Genomic DNA, 17,231 nt, shown 5'->3' with positions numbered 1-17,231 from the left:
CAAGTTATACCCATCGGACTAATTTATTGATCACTTAGCAGGCATAAAAAAGCAGCTTATTAAGCTGCTTTTTTAAAAATATTCTTTTAACCGTGCTTTATTTCATTGAAGACATGTATTGCGCTAATGCATCAATGTCATTTTTCTTCAAACGTTTAGCTATATTTCCCATCATGCCATTACGATCATTATTGCGTTCACCGGTTTTAAAACTCATTAACTGTGCAGTTAAGTATTCAACACTTTGATTAGCAACAACAGGGAAACCAGCTTTTGCAACACCTTTACCCGTTGCGCCATGACAAGCGATACAAGCGGTAATACCACGAGCTGTGTCTCCACCAAAGTATAATTTGCGCCCTAGTTCAGAGCCCTTGCCATTACCTGGCGTCGGTTTTTGACTAGCAAAATATGCGCCTAATTCAGCCATGTCTTGTTCAGACAAGGCTGCAGCCATACCTGCCATTACCGCATTTTCACGCACACCAGATTTAAACTCTTTTAGTTGTTTAGCTGTATATTCCGCATGTTGTCCTGCTAATTTTGGATACATAGGCACTAAACTATTACCGTCCGCACCGTGACAAGCACTACACATTGCTGACTTTGCTTTTCCGGCAATCGCTTCTTCGGTAATAATCGCAACCTTAGTAACACGCTTAGGTTTTACATGAGCAACGGCCTTGGTATCAGCAAAATAGGCGCCCATATCGGCAATATCTTCATCGGTCATCGCACCAGCAAATTGATTCATTGCATAGTTAATGCGCGTTTTATCTTTAAAAGCATATAATTGCTTTTCGATATACTGGGCATGTTGGTTGGCTAAATTAGGGTTGATTAGTACCTGACTATTGCCCTCTTTACCATGGCAGCCGATACAGCTAGCAATATTACGTGAAGCATCACCTAATTCGTAAAGGCTCTTACCTGCACTAGCATTGCCAACATAAGCAACAGTTTCTACTACAGCAGCCGGAGCTGAATGCATGCTAGCAAGTTCAACTGAAACGGTTGCGCCACTTCTATCTAAACTTGAGAAGTAAGCACCGATATCAGCCATATCTTGATCGGATAAGCCAGCAGCCATTGGTCCCATCATAGCGTTGACACGTGTACCACTTTTAAAGGCTTGTAGTTGTTTAACAATATAGGCAGCATGCTGACCCGCTAAGTTAGGAAACGCATCACTTGCGCCAATCCCATTAGCACCATGACAAGCACTACACATAGCTGCTTTACTTTTACCTGCATCAACACTTCCGGTTGCTGCGAACGCGACATTAATACTCGTTACGGCAAGAATTAACGAAAAAATAATTTTATTCATTGAATGGCTCTCTGCTCTATTACTATTGATTAAGTATTCACTAAAAAATAAACGGATGAATATAAAAAACTAGTCATATTTTACACTAATATCATCACGGTGTAATAAGCATAGTAAAAATTAAGCTTAAAAAATGACACTTTTTACTGTTTCACGAGAAAAAAAAGATATAATGCTTTTTTTATTTGTTATTGGACACCATTTTGTCATCACCTGTTATTCATTTAAGTAAAGCCACTTTCACTTTAAGTGCGCCGGATATTCGTCGCTTGCCTGAAGACAACGGTATAGAAGTGGCCTTTGCGGGACGTTCAAATGCGGGTAAATCAAGCGCACTAAATACCTTAACTAACCAACGTGGTTTAGCTCGTGTCAGTAAAACACCGGGTCGAACGCAGCTTATTAACATTTTTGAAGTCGCACCTAACAGACGTTTGGTTGACTTACCCGGTTACGGCTTTGCCAAAGTGCCGATTGAAATGAAGAAAAAATGGCAAAAAGCACTTGGCGAATATTTAGAAAAACGTGATTGTTTAAAAGGCCTAGTTATTTTAATGGATATTCGTCATCCGTTAAAAGATCTTGATATGGACTTGATCCAATGGGCCGCGGACAGTGATTTACCGATATTGGCGTTATTAACAAAATGCGACAAGCTTTCACAAGGCAAAAGAAGTGCTGAAGTGCTTCAGGTTAAAAAAGCCTTAGCATCGTTAAATGCAGATATTACCGTACAAGCTTTTTCATCATTAAAATATACGGGGTTAGAAACAGCAAATGACCTAATTTGTAAGTGGTTGTCTGCCGATTTACCAACAGACCTTCCCGAAAGTGAAGAGTTTTAGCATCGCCATTTAATGCCAAGTGACCTTACTAAGGTCTAACTTGGCTAATGTTTTTCATACGAAAAACGCGATAAACAAAACATTCATTTTTCAATCATTAATCTTCATCCACAAACCTAACAAGCAAATTGATGCTGCTATCAAACCATGGCAACATAGTGCTTTAAAACTTATTCTTTCAAAAAGGCTCGTCAATTAATGGCTACCATTGCTGAACTCATCGCAACAGAACTTAACGTTAAAACCGCTCAGATAACTTCAGCAATTAACTTGCTTGATGACGGCGCAACCGTACCTTTTATTGCGCGTTACCGTAAAGAGGTTACTCAAGGGTTAGACGATAATCATCTGCGCCACATTGATCAACGTTTAAGTTATTTACGTGAGCTTGAAGATCGTCGAAAAGTCATTATTACCAGCATCACCCAACAAGATAAATTAACGCCAGCATTAGAAAAAGAATTACAAGCAGCAGACAACAAAACCCGTTTAGAAGATTTATATTTACCGTTTAAACCTAAGCGTCGCACTAAAGGCCAAATAGCCATAGAGTCGGGTTTAGAACCACTTGCCAATAACCTTTATAATAACTGGGCGTTAACGCCAGAAGTTGAAGCAAAAGCTTTTATCAATAATGATGCCGGTTTTAGCGATGAAAAATCAGTCCTTGAGGGCGCTATTTATATCCTTATTGAACGTTTTGCTCAAGACGCCAATTTATTACAAAAGCTGCGTAAGCATTTATTAAAGCAAGCACATTTAACCAGTATTGTCGCTAAAGGCAAACAGCAAGAAGGCGCTAAATATCGCGACTATTTCGAGCACTCAGAATTATTAAAAAATGTTCCCTCACATCGTGCTTTAGCGATGTTGCGTGGTCGCAATGAAAAAATATTACAACTCAGTATTAACGTAGACCCAAACCAAGAAGATAGTCAGTACTCAAGTGCCGAACAAATTATTTGTGAGCACTACAATCTGCGTTTAACCGGACAAGCTGGTGCAGAATTTATCACTAAAGTGGTACGCTGGGCATGGAAAATAAAATTAAGCCTAAGCTTAGAAACTGAACTATTGGGTAATTTACGTGAACAAGCAGAAAATGGGGCGATAAAAGTTTTTGCCACCAATTTAAGTGATTTATTAATGGCTGCGCCCGCTGGTGCAAAAACGACACTAGGCTTAGATCCAGGTATGCGAACGGGTTGTAAATTAGCGATTGTTGATGCTACCGGTAAATTATTACAAACCGCGACAATTTTCCCACACGCACCACAGAATCATTGGGAAAAATCAGTACGAACCTTAGTCAATTTATGCCAACAACACAAAGTTGAATTACTCGCGATAGGTAATGGTACTGGCTCACGTGAAAGTGACAAACTCGCGGCAGAGGTTATTCAGGCATTAGAAGCAAATAAACCACAAAAAGTGATGGTCAGTGAGGCCGGTGCTTCTGTTTATTCTGCTTCAGAATTTGCCGCAAAAGAATTTCCAGATTTAGACGTCTCCATTCGCGGCGCGGTTTCTATTGCACGGCGTTTACAAGACCCATTAGCTGAACTAGTGAAAATTGACCCTAAAGCGATTGGCGTTGGTCAATATCAACATGACGTAAGTCAGAGCCAGCTAAGTAAAACCCTCGACAATGTTATAGAAGATTGTGTAAATAATGTCGGTGTTGATTTAAATAGTGCTTCGGCTGCGTTATTAACACGAGTTTCAGGATTAAATAAAACGATGGCTGATAACGTCGTTGCTTATCGCGACGAACATGGTCGTTTTGATGACAGAAAAGAACTCAAGAAAGTAGCGCGTTTGGGTCCTAAAGCCTTTGAACAGGCAGCGGGATTTTTACGTATTTCAGGTGGTAAAAATCCACTAGACAATTCAGGTGTTCATCCAGAAAGCTACCCAGTTATTGAAAAGATCATTGCCCATCTTAATAGCAACATTAGTGATTTAATCGGTAATAGTGAACAATTAAGTAAAATTAATATCACAGATCTCAACGATATTAATATTGGCGAATTAACGCTTAAAGATATTATTAGTGAGCTAGAAAAGCCCGGCCGAGATCCTCGACCTGTTTTTAAAGCCGCACAGTTTAAAGAAGGTGTAAATACCATTAATGACTTAACTGTCGGCATGGTACTTGAAGGTGTTATTTCAAACGTTGCCAATTTTGGTGCCTTTGTCGATTTAGGTGTTCATCAAGATGGCTTAGTACATATTTCATCACTTACTGACAAATTTGTTAGCGACCCACGTGAAATTGTGAAAGCAGGTGATATTGTTAAAGTAAAAGTAATGGAAGTTGATGCGGCTAGAAAACGCATTAGCTTATCTATGCGTTTAGATGAAACAGTGACCACCAAGCCAGAACAAAACCAACAGACGAATAAGCCTCAGCCTCGTTCACAAAATACCACACCCAAAACGGCTAAGCCAAACCCGCAACGTAATACAAAGCCACCCGCTAAAAAGAGTGAAAATGCCGCTATGGGTAACGCTTTTGCTGATGCCTTTGCTAAGTTTAAAAAGTAGTAGAGGGGTGATGTTGGTACTGAAGTTATCAGTATCAACGACTAGATCCTGAAATAAATTCAGGATGACGGTTTTTTATTTTAAAGACTTGGTTATGTTCAATTTATGCTAAAGACCTCGTCATACTGAATTTATTCTAAAGACTGCTTCATGCTGAATTTATGCTAAAGACTTCGTCATGCTGAACTTATGCTAAAGACCTCGTCATACTGAACTTGTTTCAGTATCTGTGCTTTTTGCTATATTGATAACACTAGATCCTGAAATAAATTCAGGATGACGGTTTTTTATTTTAAAGACTTGGTTATGTTCAATTTATGCTAAAGGCTTCGTCGTGCTGAATTTATGCTAAATACTTCGTCATGCTGAACTTGTTTCAGTATCTGTGCTTCTTTCCATATTCATAACACTAGATCCTGAAATAAATTCAGGATGACGGTCTTTTATTCTAAATAATTGGTTGTGTTGAATTTATGCTAAAGACCTCGTCATGCTGAATTTATTCTAAAGACTGCTTCATGTTGAGTTTATGCTAAAGACTCCGTCATGCTGAACTTGTTTCAGTATCTGTGCTTCTTTCCATATTCATAACACTAGATCCTGAAATAAATTCAGGATGACGGTTTTTTATTTTAAAGACTTGGTTATGTTAAATTTATGCTAAAGACTCCGTCATGCTGAACTTGTTTCAGTATCTGTGCTTCTTGCCATATTCATAACACTAGATCCTGAAATAAATTCAGGATGACGGTTTTTGGGACGGTTGTTTTTGTATTAGGATGACATATGCGTTCTTTGGCATCCATGCCACCTCGCTATACCGTACATCCTGTACATAAAAAAGGGGAAGCAAAAGCTTCCCCAAAAAACCTCAGAATAGGAGGTCAACTAACGCAAAACGTGTGAATTCTTTGCTTTTATGTAACGGTATACTTATAAAACGTATTTTGCTGAAAATTGTAAGTAGTCAGAATCAACATTTTTATCTGCCATTTCAAAATTACCCACTTCAACACCGAAGGATAATTGCTGAGTAACATTTTTAAATAAATTTACACCCCAATGTGTACGGTCATAATCTGCAACTTCTGTAGTGGTGTTACCATAAAAGGCCGTGCTTCGTAAATCTTCGGTCCAGAAATGGCGGTATGCAACGCTGATTGAGGTTGTTTCTTCAACTTCTTCGCCAATTAAATCTTTTGATGCGGTTACGCCAATATAGCGACCTACTTCACCACCATGAAATTGAAAACGAAAGTCATCTTTGCCAAAAGTATTAATGCGACCTGAAATACCATAACCTAGTGCTGATTCTTCATTACCACCAACGGTTTGTAATCGTTTGGCTACTGCGGCAATAGCGACATTACCCCAATCGCCTTTAAAATTATAACGAGCAATAACATCAGGCATAGAATCATTGCCACTGACACCACCATATGATTCTGGATTTTCAACAGAGACCTGAAAGTTACCCATAGTGTAACGAACTTGTCCTTGACGAATAAAAGCTGCTGATAACAATGGACCACCAAAATCAGCGGCTTCTGCAAGTGCACTGGTGTTAACAAAAGTTGACCAAGTGTCACCAATTAATAGATCTTTATATTTAATAAATGCATGACGAATACGTGGGTTTGACGAATTTGAGATAATTTCATTACCCCCTCCTCTAACAGCGTCTCCATAGAAATCCATTTCAATAAAACCGGTTAAATCACCATGCTTATATTTAGTATTAATGCGTGATTCATTTACCGCAATACCAAAATTAGAAATACTATTGTCTAGTGCCGTGCCACTACCATACCAATAATCAGTTGCTGCAACAGTACCATCGATGTAACGTGCGTCGGCTTTGATATAGCCACCAAAAGTAATACTATCGTCGTTGTCTAATTTAATTTCGTAAGCCGCATTTGCTGTGCCAGCCAGTGCGAATAATCCTGTTGCTAATAGAAGCTTTTTCTTGTTAAACATTTTGCTATCCCCGTTTGTTGTGTATTAGCCTCAGAAAAACTGCAGATACGATCTTTTGGCTACTTTTTATCGTTTTATTTTTATTTTATGGATATAACTTAAAACGTTAATCGCTATTTAGAAATTAGACATAAGTCTAAAGGGGATGTTTTTTGCCTGTTAATAACGATTCTTTCATCTTATAAAATTGTATATTTAACGATAATTACACTTGAAGCGGTTAGGAAATGTTAGGCTGATCATAGCTTTGCTTGTATTATCCTCGAGTGAATAACTAATAATGAAAAAAGGTAAATTTAGATGAGAAAATCTCTTATTCTTGCCAGTGGCGTTGCAATTATTTCTGCACTGACACCAACCCTGTTGTCGGCAAAACAACTAAGCGTTGACGACTATAAAAAAGCTGAACAACAATTATCAAGCTATACCAGTAAGTTAGTAACAGGTACTGTTGACTACCCGTTATGGTCAAGCAATGACACTTTGGTATACCGCAGCCATACTGAAGACGGCGATAAATTTTTTAAAGTTGATATTAATAGCCAGAAAAAATCTCTCGCATTCGATCATAAAAAATTAGCAGAATCACTTGCTCGCATTACTGATAGCGAAGTAAATCACGATAAGTTCCCTTTCACTCAAGTAGAGTTTATATCTGCAAACAACATCAAATTTTCAGTAAAGGCAAAGAGTTACCAATGTGATTTAACTCATTATTTATGCCAGCTTGATGAACTAAGCCAAAAAAGTGCGGAAAACTTATCACCTGATGGTAAACGTGCCGTCTTTATTCGCGATCATAATCTATGGTTACGTGATTTAATAACAGATAAAGAAAGCCAACTCACCACTGACGGTATTAAAGACTTTGGCTATGCAACCAATAATGCTGGCTGGGTTCGTCGTGATTCTCCCGTAGTGACTTGGGCGCCTGACTCAAAAAAATTAACCACCTTTAAGCATGATGGCCGCAACGTAGGTGACATGGGCATAGTGTCAACCGCAGTTGGCCATCCAACAATTGACGTTTGGAAGTATCCTTTACCGGGTGATGAACATATATTTGCTATTCATCGTGTCGTTATCGACGTTGAAAGTAAAAAGGTCACGCCACTTGATATGGCACCCGATGCTCACCGTTCAACAATCACTGACCATGTCGCTGGACGTAAAGGCGAACTATTAGACATAGATTGGGCTGACGATAGTAAAACATTTGCCTTTGTTTCTTCTACGCGCGATCACAAAACTGCCACGTTGAAAATTGCTGATGCTAAAACCGGTAAAGTTAAGCTTGTTATGTCAGAAACACAAAAAAGCTTTTTTGAATCAGGTGTCGATGGCATTAGTTGGCAGTATTTAGAAAAAAGTAATGAGGCTATTTGGTTTTCTCAGCGCAGTAACTGGGGACATTTATACCTAATAGATTTAGCAACGGGGAAAGTTAAACAACAAATTACCCAAGGTGACTGGACGGTTATCGAATTACTCCATGTTGATCAACAAACGGGTAAGCTTATTTTCACTGGCGCAGGCAAAGAAGGCAGTGACCCTTATTACCATTATCTTTACAGCGTTAACAAAGATGGCTCTGAGTTAACCTTATTAACACCTGAGAAAAAGCACCATCGCATTACGTTAAACAAAGCCGGCACACACTTTTTAGACCGCGCGGCAACACCAACAACCGCTGAAATAAGCCGAGTACGTGCCGTTAGTAATAACAAAGAATTGACCATAGAAACCATGGATATTAGCCAATTAAAAGCGTCTGGCTGGCAAGCACCGGTTGAATTTATTGTTAAAGACAGAAACGGTGAAAATGATATTTATGGTTTAATGTACAAGCCAACAAATTTTGACGCCAGCCAATCTTACCCTGTAGTTAATTATTTATATCCAGGTCCACAAGTAGGTAGTATTCGTGGCCGTCATTTTCGTAGCTCTCGTGGCGATAACCAAGCAATTGCTGAGTTAGGTTTTATTGTTATAGAAATTGATGCTTTGGGTACACCGGGTCGCTCAAAAGCTTTCCATGAATTTTATTATGGCAACATGGGCGACAGTGGTATTCCTGATCAAGTTTCTGCCATTGAACAGTTAGCTAAGCGTCATAATTGGATTGATGTAACACGCGTTGGTATTTGGGGTCATTCTGGCGGTGGTTTCGCATCAACTCGCGCGTTATTAACTTTTCCAAATTTCTACAAAGTAGCTGTATCACAGGCAGGTAATCATGATAACCGTAACTATGCTGATGAATGGGGCGAAAAATACCATGGTCTTGAAGTTATAGATGAAGAAGGCATTAGCAATTACGACAGCCAAGCAAACCAGTTATCGGTTGACAGTTTGCAAGGTAAATTATTGATCGCTCACGGTACAACCGATACCAATGTACCACCTTACAATACTTTGATTGTCGTTGAAGCTTTGATTAAGGCTAACAAAGATTTTGATATGTTGATGTTACCTAATCGCGGCCACGGTTTTGCGCGTGAACCTTACATGATGCGCAAACGTTGGGATTATTTTGTTGAACATTTAATGGGAGCAACGCCACCCAAAGAGTTTCAGTTTTCTAAATAAAACAGCTTTATAACCCAATAAAAAAGACGCTTACTGCGTCTTTTTTATTGGCATTACATTATTTTTATCAGCCCTAGCTTGCCAATTATTCGCTTACACTTGCGCTAGATCAAAACAATTAGCCAACGTTGCCATAAAATAAAGTCATAGCCCTTATCATTTAAAGGAAAATGACATGACTCATCAAGAAATATTAACCTCCTTAACAGAGAAAAAAGCTCAGCTAGAGCATCGCATAAGTGCTATTGAAGCTGATTTACATCAAGGTCGCTCACAGGACTTTGCTGAACAAGCGACCGAAACCGAAAATGATGAAGTGCTAGATGAAATTCATCACCAAGCAAAAGCTGAACTAAAGTATGTTATTGCCGCATTAAATCGTCTAAAAAATAAAAAATATGGCTTTTGTTCAAGCTGTAACACCCTAATAAACATCGAAAGATTACACGCTTTACCTTACACAACAACTTGTATTAATTGCGCAACATAAGGGATAAAAAATGATAATAGAAAAACATGATTTACACCACGAGTTTCCAGAATTTGCTGATGAAATACGCAGCCTAAAAATGAATGATGCTCATTTTGCTCGCTTATTCAAAAAATATCACGAGCTCGATCAAGAAGTACATCACATTGAACAAGGGGCTGAAAATACTTCGGATGAATATCTCGATCAACAAAAAAAGCAGCGTTTACATTTAAAAGATGAATTATTTACCATCATCAAAAAAGCGAAATTAACCACCTAAAATTTTATCGTCAAGTAAGAGCATGAAACTAAGGTTAGCTATAGGTTCAAGGCAAGATGATAACGTTAACACTACTGCAATCGTTTAATTACTAACGAATAACACTAGACAAAGTTTCAAATCTATTTATTGTAGAAGGGGCCATAGGTGTTTTGATTAATCGTGATAAACACCAATAGGCCCTTAATAACAATAAAATAGGTGGTTACATGGCTAGACTAAAACAAGCAAAAGTAGCATTACAAGAAGCGTACGATACCTTTAATCAAGCAGTTGAAAAACCACTCCCCGCATTAGCACTATCAAATACCGACTCTATCCAGAATTTACTTAACATCGTTATCCGCAGAGAATCACTTTCTGTCGCCAAAAAATGTAGCTTCCCTAACAAGCTCTCTGCTGATTTAAGAAAAAAATTAGCAGACGTTTTATTACTAATTGATAAAGTAGATATTGAAATAATCAAGGCCAATGCTAAGTCTACATCAACCTCCGTTGATAAAGCCTAAACGGTCACCATAAGCCATTTCAAATAAGAGCGGTAGTAAGTTGTCAGGGGTATTGTTCAAAAGTAATATTCAACTTGAAAATATTACGCTTGCCTTCAACAGATTTACTTGCCATTAGTTTTTATGGGTTCATTGAGCCGAAATTACAATAATAAATCGTGCAATTTAAGTGAGTTGTTATCAGACATTTCACTGACTTGTACCATCAACAGTTCTGCCGTAGCTATAGCGTCATTTAAAGCGTTATGGGCAAAATGATTTGGCAAGCCATGAGCGTGGCGCAAAGTTGACAATCTTAATTCTGAGGGGTCGTAAGCGACATCCTTTTTATCAAGTTGACGCTTTGCTATCATTAGGGTATCTATCATCGGAAAAGGTGGCGCTACGCCATAAAGTTCCAAACAAGCTTGTTGCAAGAATTGTCTTTCAATACGAGCAAAATGTACCAACATTACTTTTCCAGCCAAAGCTTTGAGTAAGGCTTCAACCACCTCTTTTAATGGCGCGCCTTGTTCTTTTTGCTGATCAGTTATTTGATGAATAATAACGTTATCTGCGCTAAGATCATCCTTCGTTTTGATGATTTGATGGTAGCTGTCTTTTAATGATATTTGCTGCTGTTTTATGCCAATAAAGCCAACACTTAGTAACTTATCGTTAATGGCATGAAGGCCAGTGGTTTCAAAATCAACCGACAAAATTTCAATATCATTTAATGGCGTATCAGGTTCAGGAAAACTAACAGCAAGAAAGTCTTTTAAGGCTCCTTCTGGCGCTCGTGCCCAAGCACGTTTTCGTTGAGCTTCATAACCGAGTAACCAATAAAACAAGGGTTGATTGCTGAGCATATTTAACCTTAGTACGTTGACTGTCTGCTATCTTGTAATGCTTTAATGACTTTAAAAGCATCCTTTAAATGTTCACGTTCGAGCTTAGACAATTTTTTCGGTGACAAGTAATTATTTGGCTCTTTACCTGCTTGAAGTAAATTGGCTTGGTGCTCTAAACGCAATATGCCTAAAAATTCATAAGCATCAATTAAGTTAGCCGCCGACTCTTTAGAAATAGAAGGGCTTCCAGCTGCTTTTCTAAGGCGCTCTATAGTGTTCACTGATGCGATCCCTTCGGCTAGCGCATAAATTCTTGCCAGATCAACAATCGGCGCTATACCATTGTGCTTAATATCTAGACTCGATTTATGCTCGCCATCAGAAATTAACACAAAATCCCGAAAAAACCCCAGTGGTGGCCTCAGCATCAAAGCATTTCTAGACAGGTGTGCGAGAAATAAGCTATTACCTTTGGTTTTTGCCAGCAGCTTGCTACGTACTTCGTTAAGTAAAGAATCGTCGCCATGTACTGTAGCAAAATCAAAGAAGACACTACCATTAAGTAACGCCTGTGGGCTTGGAGTATTCACCCATTGCTCAAAATATTGATGCCACATTTTTTGTGGTTGTCGCCATTTAGGGTTTGAAGCCATGATATCGCCAGGACACAAGATAAAACCGCAGGCAGCAAGACCATCACAAACAAACGAGGCGAGGTTTTCAAACCAAGCTTCATGCTCAGGTTGTACCTGATCAGAAATAATTAAAGCATTGTCTTGGTCAGAATGGGCAAGCTGCTCTTGTCTTGCTTGAGAACCACAAGCTACCCATGCATAGGGAACTGGCGCTTTACCATTGATTTTTTCTGACATTTCAATAATTCGAATCGTAAATGCCATCGTTATCGCGCTAATACTTTTACCAATATGATCAGCGCTGGTGCCGAGTTTAGCCATACGAATTTGTAATTTTGGTATTAATTTACTGATACGGATCAAATCGTTAATGGTCGCCGCTTTACGAATAATACTGGTGATATTGACGGCATTGTGGCCTTCATTATTCATTAAGTCCGTGATAGTTACCATCGCCACTAGTTCGCCATACTCTCCAGAATCACTAAAGCCAGTAATAGGGAGGTGGTGAATACGCTTGCTAGTCATCAACATAAGCGCATCATAAGCGCTACTTTGCTCGGGTAACGTTGCCATATCTGTGGTCATAATCTCGCTGACTGGCAGGGTAAAACTTAACCCTTCAGCGACACAACGTCGACGAATATCTTTATCGGTGACTATACCAACGGGTGCACCGACACCACTTTCTTTATCATCGATTACGACTAGGCAAGAAATATCTTTTTCAGTCATTTTTAGCGCCGCTTCTTGTATGCTTTGATGACTGTTAATGGTTAATACTGGTTGATGATAAAATTGACTAATGGGGTTATTAATCAGTGAAGAATTAATAATCGCGTCTTCATTAACCTTACTCATTTTTCCTTTTAAACGTTCTGCAGCAGTTTGCATGAAAAAAGCGTCTATTTGTGGGTAGTCTGCAACTAAAGACAGCAAAGTTTGATAATCAAGACTGTACAGTAAAGTGTCTTCTTCAGTATTTACCTCCACTTCATTGCGTTGTGCGGGTCGACAAAAAACACTGCAAATTTCACCTTCGGTATATTTTCCCACTAACTGGCCATTATGGTCGGTATAAACCAAAGCACCTTTGCGTAAGATGTAAAGACGCGCCTCCTCGATACCATTAGGTGGCAACGGTTGTTTGGCCCTTACGTAGCAAATATTTATTTCTTTGACTAATTGTAACGTCACCGATTCGGGTAGGGTATCGAATGGCGGAATCGCTTGAAGGAAAGCACTAATTTCGGCGAGTTCATGATCCATATTCTTTCAGCCTTTAACAAAACATACTTAGTAGATAGCTATTTTTAGTGTATTTAGCCCGCTTACGTCAACCCTAAAGTATAAAATCTAGACTAAAGTGTAATACCTCAATTCGAAAAACCTTGTTAGTGTCAATAATAGTTAAATTTCACTATGAATTTTGATTTTGGTTTTATCGCGATCCGAATTAATAGTAAACGTAACTACTGCCTTAATTGGTAAAACAGGTGATAAATCAAGCGTAAAAAAATAATAAACGCTTCACATAATAACTGGGCTAAAACCCAGATAAGTTAAGTTGCTAGGAGAGGATAATGGAAGAGAAACAGACATATTGGTCAGAAAATCTGCGCCTAATATTTATAAGTCTTGTTATCTGGTTCGTCGTTTCATTTGGGTTCGGTTTGCTATTAGTAGAACCTTTAAATGAAATACGTATCGGTGGCTACAAACTAGGTTTCTGGTTTGCACAGCAAGGTTCAATTTACACTTTTGTCGGTTTAGTTTTTTGGTACACCAAAAAAATGAACGATCTTGATAAAAAATATAACGTCGAGGAATCATAATGGATGAGTTAAAACTCTATACATACATTGCTGTGTTCGGTTCTTTCGCCGTTTACTTTGGTATTGCTTGGTGGGCTCGTGCCGGTTCAACTAGTGACTTTTACGTTGCTGGTGGTGGTGTTACCCCATTACAAAATGGTATGGCAATTGGTGCCGATTGGATGAGTGCCGCGTCATTTATTTCAATGGCAGGGATGATTTCTTTCCTTGGCTATGGTGGCTCAGTTTTCTTAATGGGTTGGACTGGTGGTTATGTACTACTGGCCATGCTACTTGCTCCTTACTTACGTAAGCACGGCAAGTTCACTGTACCTGAATTTATTTTTGACCGTTATTACTCAAAAACAGCACGTGTTGTTGCCGTTGTTTGTTTAATCATAGCGTCATTAACTTACATCATTGGTCAAATGAAAGGTGTGGGTGTTGCTTTCTCTCGCTTCCTAGAAGTTGATTACGATTTAGGTCTTTACATCGGTATGTTCGTTGTTTGGGTTTATGCCGTATTGGGTGGTATGAAAGGTATTACTTACACGCAAATTGCTCAGTACATAGTATTGATTTTTGCTTATACCATTCCTGCAGTCTTTATTTCACTACAGTTAACGGGTAACCCTATTCCACAGTTAGGCTTAGGCTCAACGTTGGCTGACGGTAGCGGTGTTTATTTACTTGATAAATTAGACTTAGTTGTTACTGAATTAGGCTTTAAAGAGTACACCACTGACAACATGGGCGGCTCAGTAAATATGTTCGCATATACTCTATCTCTGATGATAGGTACTGCCGGTTTACCTCACGTTATTATGCGCTTCTTTACCGTTCCTTCAGTTAAAGCTGCACGTCAATCTGCAGGTTACGCATTAGTCTTTATCGCCTTGTTATACACAGTTGCTCCGGCAGTTGGCGCAATGGCTCGTTTAAACCTAATGAACACTATTGAACCCGTAGCCGGTCAGAACCTTGAGTATGCTGAACGTCCACAATGGTTTAAAGATTGGGAAAAAACTGGTCTTTTACAATACGAAGACAAGAATGGCGATGGTAAAATACAATATACTGCTGATAAAGCGACCAATGAAATGGTTAAAGTTGACCGTGACATTATGGTACTTGCTAACCCAGCAATCGCAAACTTACCAAACTGGGTTATTGCTTTAGTTGCCGCCGGTGGTTTAGCTGCTGCGTTATCTACTGCCGCTGGTTTGTTATTAGCGATATCCTCCTCTATCTCCCACGATTTATTGAAAGGTATTTTAACACCTGACATGTCAGAGAAAGATGAGTTACTCGCAGGTCGAATTGTGATGACAATATCAGTGATGGTTGCTGGTTGGCTTGGTTTAAATCCGCCTGGCTTTGCCGCAGGAACGGTGGCGCTAGCCTTTGGTTTAGCCGCATCGTCAATATTCCCTGCACTAATGATGGGTATATTTGCTAAGAAGATGAGTGGTCCAGCAGCAGTTTGGGGCATGTGTTCGGGTATCGGTGTAACTATGTTATACGTGTTCCAACACAAAGGTTTTATGTTTATCCCAGGCACTTCTTTCCTAGGTGACATGGGTCCTAACTGGTTCTTTGGTATTTCTCCTAATGCCTTTGGTGCAGTCGGCGCTGCTGTTAACTTTGCAGTTGCTTTCGCTGTATTAAGAGTAACAGGTCCAGCACCCGCTCATATCCAACAAATGGTTGAAAACTTCCGTACACCGCACGGTGGTGTTTCAGCAGCACATGATCACTAATTAGTCTTACGACAACTTTTTGATTAATAATACTAAAGCCCTATTTAACTTGTATAAATAGGGCTTTATATTTACTTATTACGATATAATGAGTAAATTCTTCTGCTTAAGCAGACATAATACTTAACACCGAACGGGCTAAATGGCCGTTATGATTAAAACTAAACTGACTCAGTGGGCGGCAGAACTAAAACCTAACTAGCTAAGTCGGCGTCATCCTAAATTCATTTCAAGATCTCAAGTTAAACAACTGAAATAAATTCAGCATGACGAAGTAACATATACTCATAGGAAGCTTTATGAACAAACACACTAAAACAGCTATTATCGTTGCCCCTATCCTGACCATTTTAGGCTTTGCCTTAGCTGATTTATGGGAAGAGAATAGTGCTAGTCAAGCGCGCGCTTTTGAATTAGTTCCCTTTGGACATTGTGACGTTAGTCAGCAAAAATGTATTTTAAAATCAGGAGAATTTGAAGTAAATGTTATGGATGATAAGGGTATAACGACCGTTAATTCTACTTTTCCTATCGACACCGCGACTTTATTTCTCGTCGATAAAGAAAACCAAGCAACGTCCTTTCGACTCGGCATGAAAGACTCGCCTTATTACTGGAAGCGCGAAACACCACTTGGTCGTTTGGTTGCAGATAAAGGCCAAAGCTACAAATTACGTTTAATCCTTGAAATTAAGGGCGGTAAATATTTTTCTGAGTTTTATACGCAAACACTTAACTAAGACCACCGATAACCCCACAAGTAGCAGGTCGTTAATTTATCGTTGTCATGGTATTTATGACAACGATTCATTGATAAAAACAACCACTGATAACATGACTAACACCAAGCCAACTCATTATCTGAACAATCATTCGCCACGACATCTTATTACACCCCCAAATTAATCACGCTAAGCCACCATAGGAAGATTATTTTTTGATAAAAAGGTAACCTCGATACTTTTACACTCCAGCGCTTAGCAAGGTTGTCTATGATTAAATTCACTTCTTCAGTGTTCACCCTGTCCATTAGGACTTAATTGGCATAATATAATTTCAAGCTTATTAGAAATAACCTTTTACTTCAGCTTAAGCTGAGTTTTCATCGTTTTTTCACTGTTAGTAAACAAGGATACTTATGCTACACATTGAACACTTAAATTTAGTCGTTAACGACATTCCACAAACATTGACATTTTACCAAGCAGCCTTTCCTCATTGGAAAATAAGAGCTGAGGGCATTTCACAATGGTCTGGCGTAGATCGCAATTGGGTACACTTTGGTGACGACTATCAATACCTTACTTTCAACAATAACGGTATTGGAGAAAATCGAGATTTATTGGGACATCAAGTAGGTTTAGCCCATTTTGCTTTTGTGACTGATAATTTAACAGCAATAAAAAATAGACTAGTAAAGGCGGGCTTTGATGTGCATAAAGAAGGCGTTGAGCATACACACCGAGCTAATTTATATTTTCTTGACCCCAATGGCTTTGAAGTAGAGTTTGTCCAGTACTTTAGTGATATTCCTCAACAACGAAACAGTGGCGACGAGTGATCCCCTTAAAGTATTAACTGCGTTTGTTGCCTAAAAAAAGGGCGTTACTTGATAAAGTAACGCCCTTTTTTACTAAGCA

14 protein-coding genes and 1 pseudogene are annotated in these 17,231 nt (G+C 38.9%); 10 read left to right on the top strand and 5 right to left on the bottom strand.

What is annotated here, in order from left to right:
* Nucleotides 1–97: 97 nt before the first annotated feature.
* Both H4J76_RS20285 and H4J76_RS20280 read right to left on the bottom strand, forming a co-directional pair.
* Nucleotides 98–709: a c-type cytochrome gene (locus tag H4J76_RS20285; RefSeq protein ID WP_220466007.1), complete on the bottom strand. Its 612-nt coding sequence runs from the start codon at nt 707–709 to the stop codon at nt 98–100.
* Nucleotides 704–1,330 (bottom strand): annotated as a pseudogene (locus H4J76_RS20280) (c-type cytochrome); the annotation flags it as partial. The pseudogene H4J76_RS20280 and the gene H4J76_RS20285, both read right to left, overlap by 6 nt.
* Nucleotides 1,331–1,533: 203 nt before the next feature.
* Here H4J76_RS20280 and yihA point away from each other — a divergent pair.
* Together yihA and H4J76_RS07495 are read left to right on the top strand one after the other, a co-directional pair.
* A complete protein-coding gene (gene yihA, locus H4J76_RS07500; RefSeq protein ID WP_220465222.1) occupies nt 1,534–2,175 on the top strand; it encodes a ribosome biogenesis GTP-binding protein YihA/YsxC in 642 nt (213 codons plus the stop codon).
* 198 nt (nt 2,176–2,373) lie between these two features.
* The gene (locus tag H4J76_RS07495; RefSeq protein ID WP_182214524.1) at nt 2,374–4,722 is read left to right on the top strand and encodes a Tex family protein; all 2,349 of its coding nucleotides are present in this window, start codon (nt 2,374–2,376) and stop codon (nt 4,720–4,722) included.
* Nucleotides 4,723–5,655: 933 nt separating this feature from the next.
* Here the strand turns inward: H4J76_RS07495 and H4J76_RS07490 are convergent.
* Nucleotides 5,656–6,702, bottom strand: coding sequence for a DcaP family trimeric outer membrane transporter (locus H4J76_RS07490; protein ID WP_070375439.1), 1,047 nt, complete (start codon nt 6,700–6,702; stop codon nt 5,656–5,658).
* 300 nt (nt 6,703–7,002) lie between these two features.
* Between H4J76_RS07490 and H4J76_RS07485 the strand changes: the two genes are divergently transcribed.
* The 4 genes from H4J76_RS07485 to H4J76_RS07470 all read left to right on the top strand — a co-directional run bounded on the left by H4J76_RS07485 (nt 7,003) and on the right by H4J76_RS07470 (nt 10,552).
* Complete coding sequence (locus tag H4J76_RS07485; RefSeq protein ID WP_182230343.1) at nt 7,003–9,291, top strand: DPP IV N-terminal domain-containing protein; 2,289 nt, start codon at nt 7,003–7,005, stop codon at nt 9,289–9,291.
* A gap of 175 nt (nt 9,292–9,466) precedes the next feature.
* Entirely contained in the window at nt 9,467–9,781 is a 315-nt protein-coding gene (locus H4J76_RS07480) for a TraR/DksA C4-type zinc finger protein (RefSeq protein WP_182214528.1), read from the top strand.
* A 10-nt stretch (nt 9,782–9,791) separates the two neighbouring features.
* Entirely contained in the window at nt 9,792–10,043 is a 252-nt protein-coding gene (locus H4J76_RS07475; protein ID WP_070375436.1) for a YdcH family protein, read from the top strand.
* A gap of 209 nt (nt 10,044–10,252) precedes the next feature.
* Nucleotides 10,253–10,552 (top strand): hypothetical protein, encoded by a 300-nt coding sequence (locus H4J76_RS07470; protein WP_070375435.1) that lies wholly within the window; start codon nt 10,253–10,255, stop codon nt 10,550–10,552.
* A 143-nt stretch (nt 10,553–10,695) separates the two neighbouring features.
* On the opposite strand, the gene H4J76_RS07465 is transcribed toward H4J76_RS07470, so the two are convergent.
* Both H4J76_RS07465 and H4J76_RS07460 read right to left on the bottom strand, forming a co-directional pair.
* Nucleotides 10,696–11,400 carry an exonuclease domain-containing protein gene (locus H4J76_RS07465; protein ID WP_182214529.1) on the bottom strand — a complete coding sequence of 235 codons (705 nt, stop codon included), beginning with the start codon at nt 11,398–11,400 and terminating at the stop codon, nt 10,696–10,698.
* Nucleotides 11,401–11,408: 8 nt separating this feature from the next.
* Nucleotides 11,409–13,286, bottom strand: coding sequence for a putative nucleotidyltransferase substrate binding domain-containing protein (locus H4J76_RS07460; protein WP_182214531.1), 1,878 nt, complete (start codon nt 13,284–13,286; stop codon nt 11,409–11,411).
* Nucleotides 13,287–13,600: 314 nt separating this feature from the next.
* Here H4J76_RS07460 and H4J76_RS07455 point away from each other — a divergent pair, with 314 nt between their 5' ends.
* The 4 genes from H4J76_RS07455 (at nt 13,601) to H4J76_RS07440 (ending at nt 17,152) form a co-directional block, all read left to right on the top strand.
* On the top strand, nt 13,601–13,852 hold the full coding sequence (locus tag H4J76_RS07455; protein WP_070375432.1) for a DUF4212 domain-containing protein: 252 nt from the start codon (nt 13,601–13,603) through the stop codon (nt 13,850–13,852).
* The gene (locus H4J76_RS07450; RefSeq protein WP_070375431.1) at nt 13,852–15,591 is read left to right on the top strand and encodes a sodium:solute symporter family protein; all 1,740 of its coding nucleotides are present in this window, start codon (nt 13,852–13,854) and stop codon (nt 15,589–15,591) included. Before H4J76_RS07455 ends, H4J76_RS07450 begins: the two co-directional genes overlap by 1 nt.
* A gap of 299 nt (nt 15,592–15,890) precedes the next feature.
* A complete protein-coding gene (locus tag H4J76_RS07445) occupies nt 15,891–16,331 on the top strand; it encodes a hypothetical protein (protein WP_182221346.1) in 441 nt (146 codons plus the stop codon).
* 398 nt (nt 16,332–16,729) lie between these two features.
* Nucleotides 16,730–17,152, top strand: a complete 423-nt coding sequence (locus tag H4J76_RS07440) for a VOC family protein (protein WP_182230342.1) — start codon at nt 16,730–16,732, stop codon at nt 17,150–17,152.
* The last annotated feature ends 79 nt before the right edge of the window (nt 17,153–17,231 follow it).

The organism is Colwellia sp. BRX9-1, assembly GCF_014077195.1.
Lineage (GTDB): Bacteria > Pseudomonadota > Gammaproteobacteria > Enterobacterales > Alteromonadaceae > Colwellia_A.
Note: the sequence above shows the minus strand (reverse complement) of the source record. Positions and strands in the feature narration are given on the sequence as shown.

Coding starts and splice junctions, on each gene's coding strand:
- H4J76_RS07450 (WP_070375431.1), top strand. CDS start 13,852: ATGGATGAGTTAAAACTCTATACATACATTGCTGTGTTCGGTTCTTTC.
- H4J76_RS07440 (WP_182230342.1), top strand. CDS start 16,730: ATGCTACACATTGAACACTTAAATTTAGTCGTTAACGACATTCCACAA.
- H4J76_RS07480 (WP_182214528.1), top strand. CDS start 9,467: ATGACTCATCAAGAAATATTAACCTCCTTAACAGAGAAAAAAGCTCAG.
- H4J76_RS07465 (WP_182214529.1), bottom strand. CDS start 11,400: ATGCTCAGCAATCAACCCTTGTTTTATTGGTTACTCGGTTATGAAGCT.
- H4J76_RS07470 (WP_070375435.1), top strand. CDS start 10,253: ATGGCTAGACTAAAACAAGCAAAAGTAGCATTACAAGAAGCGTACGAT.
- H4J76_RS07455 (WP_070375432.1), top strand. CDS start 13,601: ATGGAAGAGAAACAGACATATTGGTCAGAAAATCTGCGCCTAATATTT.
- H4J76_RS07445 (WP_182221346.1), top strand. CDS start 15,891: ATGAACAAACACACTAAAACAGCTATTATCGTTGCCCCTATCCTGACC.
- H4J76_RS07475 (WP_070375436.1), top strand. CDS start 9,792: ATGATAATAGAAAAACATGATTTACACCACGAGTTTCCAGAATTTGCT.
- H4J76_RS20285 (WP_220466007.1), bottom strand. CDS start 709: ATGGGCGCCTATTTTGCTGATACCAAGGCCGTTGCTCATGTAAAACCT.
- H4J76_RS07490 (WP_070375439.1), bottom strand. CDS start 6,702: ATGTTTAACAAGAAAAAGCTTCTATTAGCAACAGGATTATTCGCACTG.
- H4J76_RS07485 (WP_182230343.1), top strand. CDS start 7,003: ATGAGAAAATCTCTTATTCTTGCCAGTGGCGTTGCAATTATTTCTGCA.
- H4J76_RS07460 (WP_182214531.1), bottom strand. CDS start 13,286: ATGGATCATGAACTCGCCGAAATTAGTGCTTTCCTTCAAGCGATTCCG.
- H4J76_RS07495 (WP_182214524.1), top strand. CDS start 2,374: ATGGCTACCATTGCTGAACTCATCGCAACAGAACTTAACGTTAAAACC.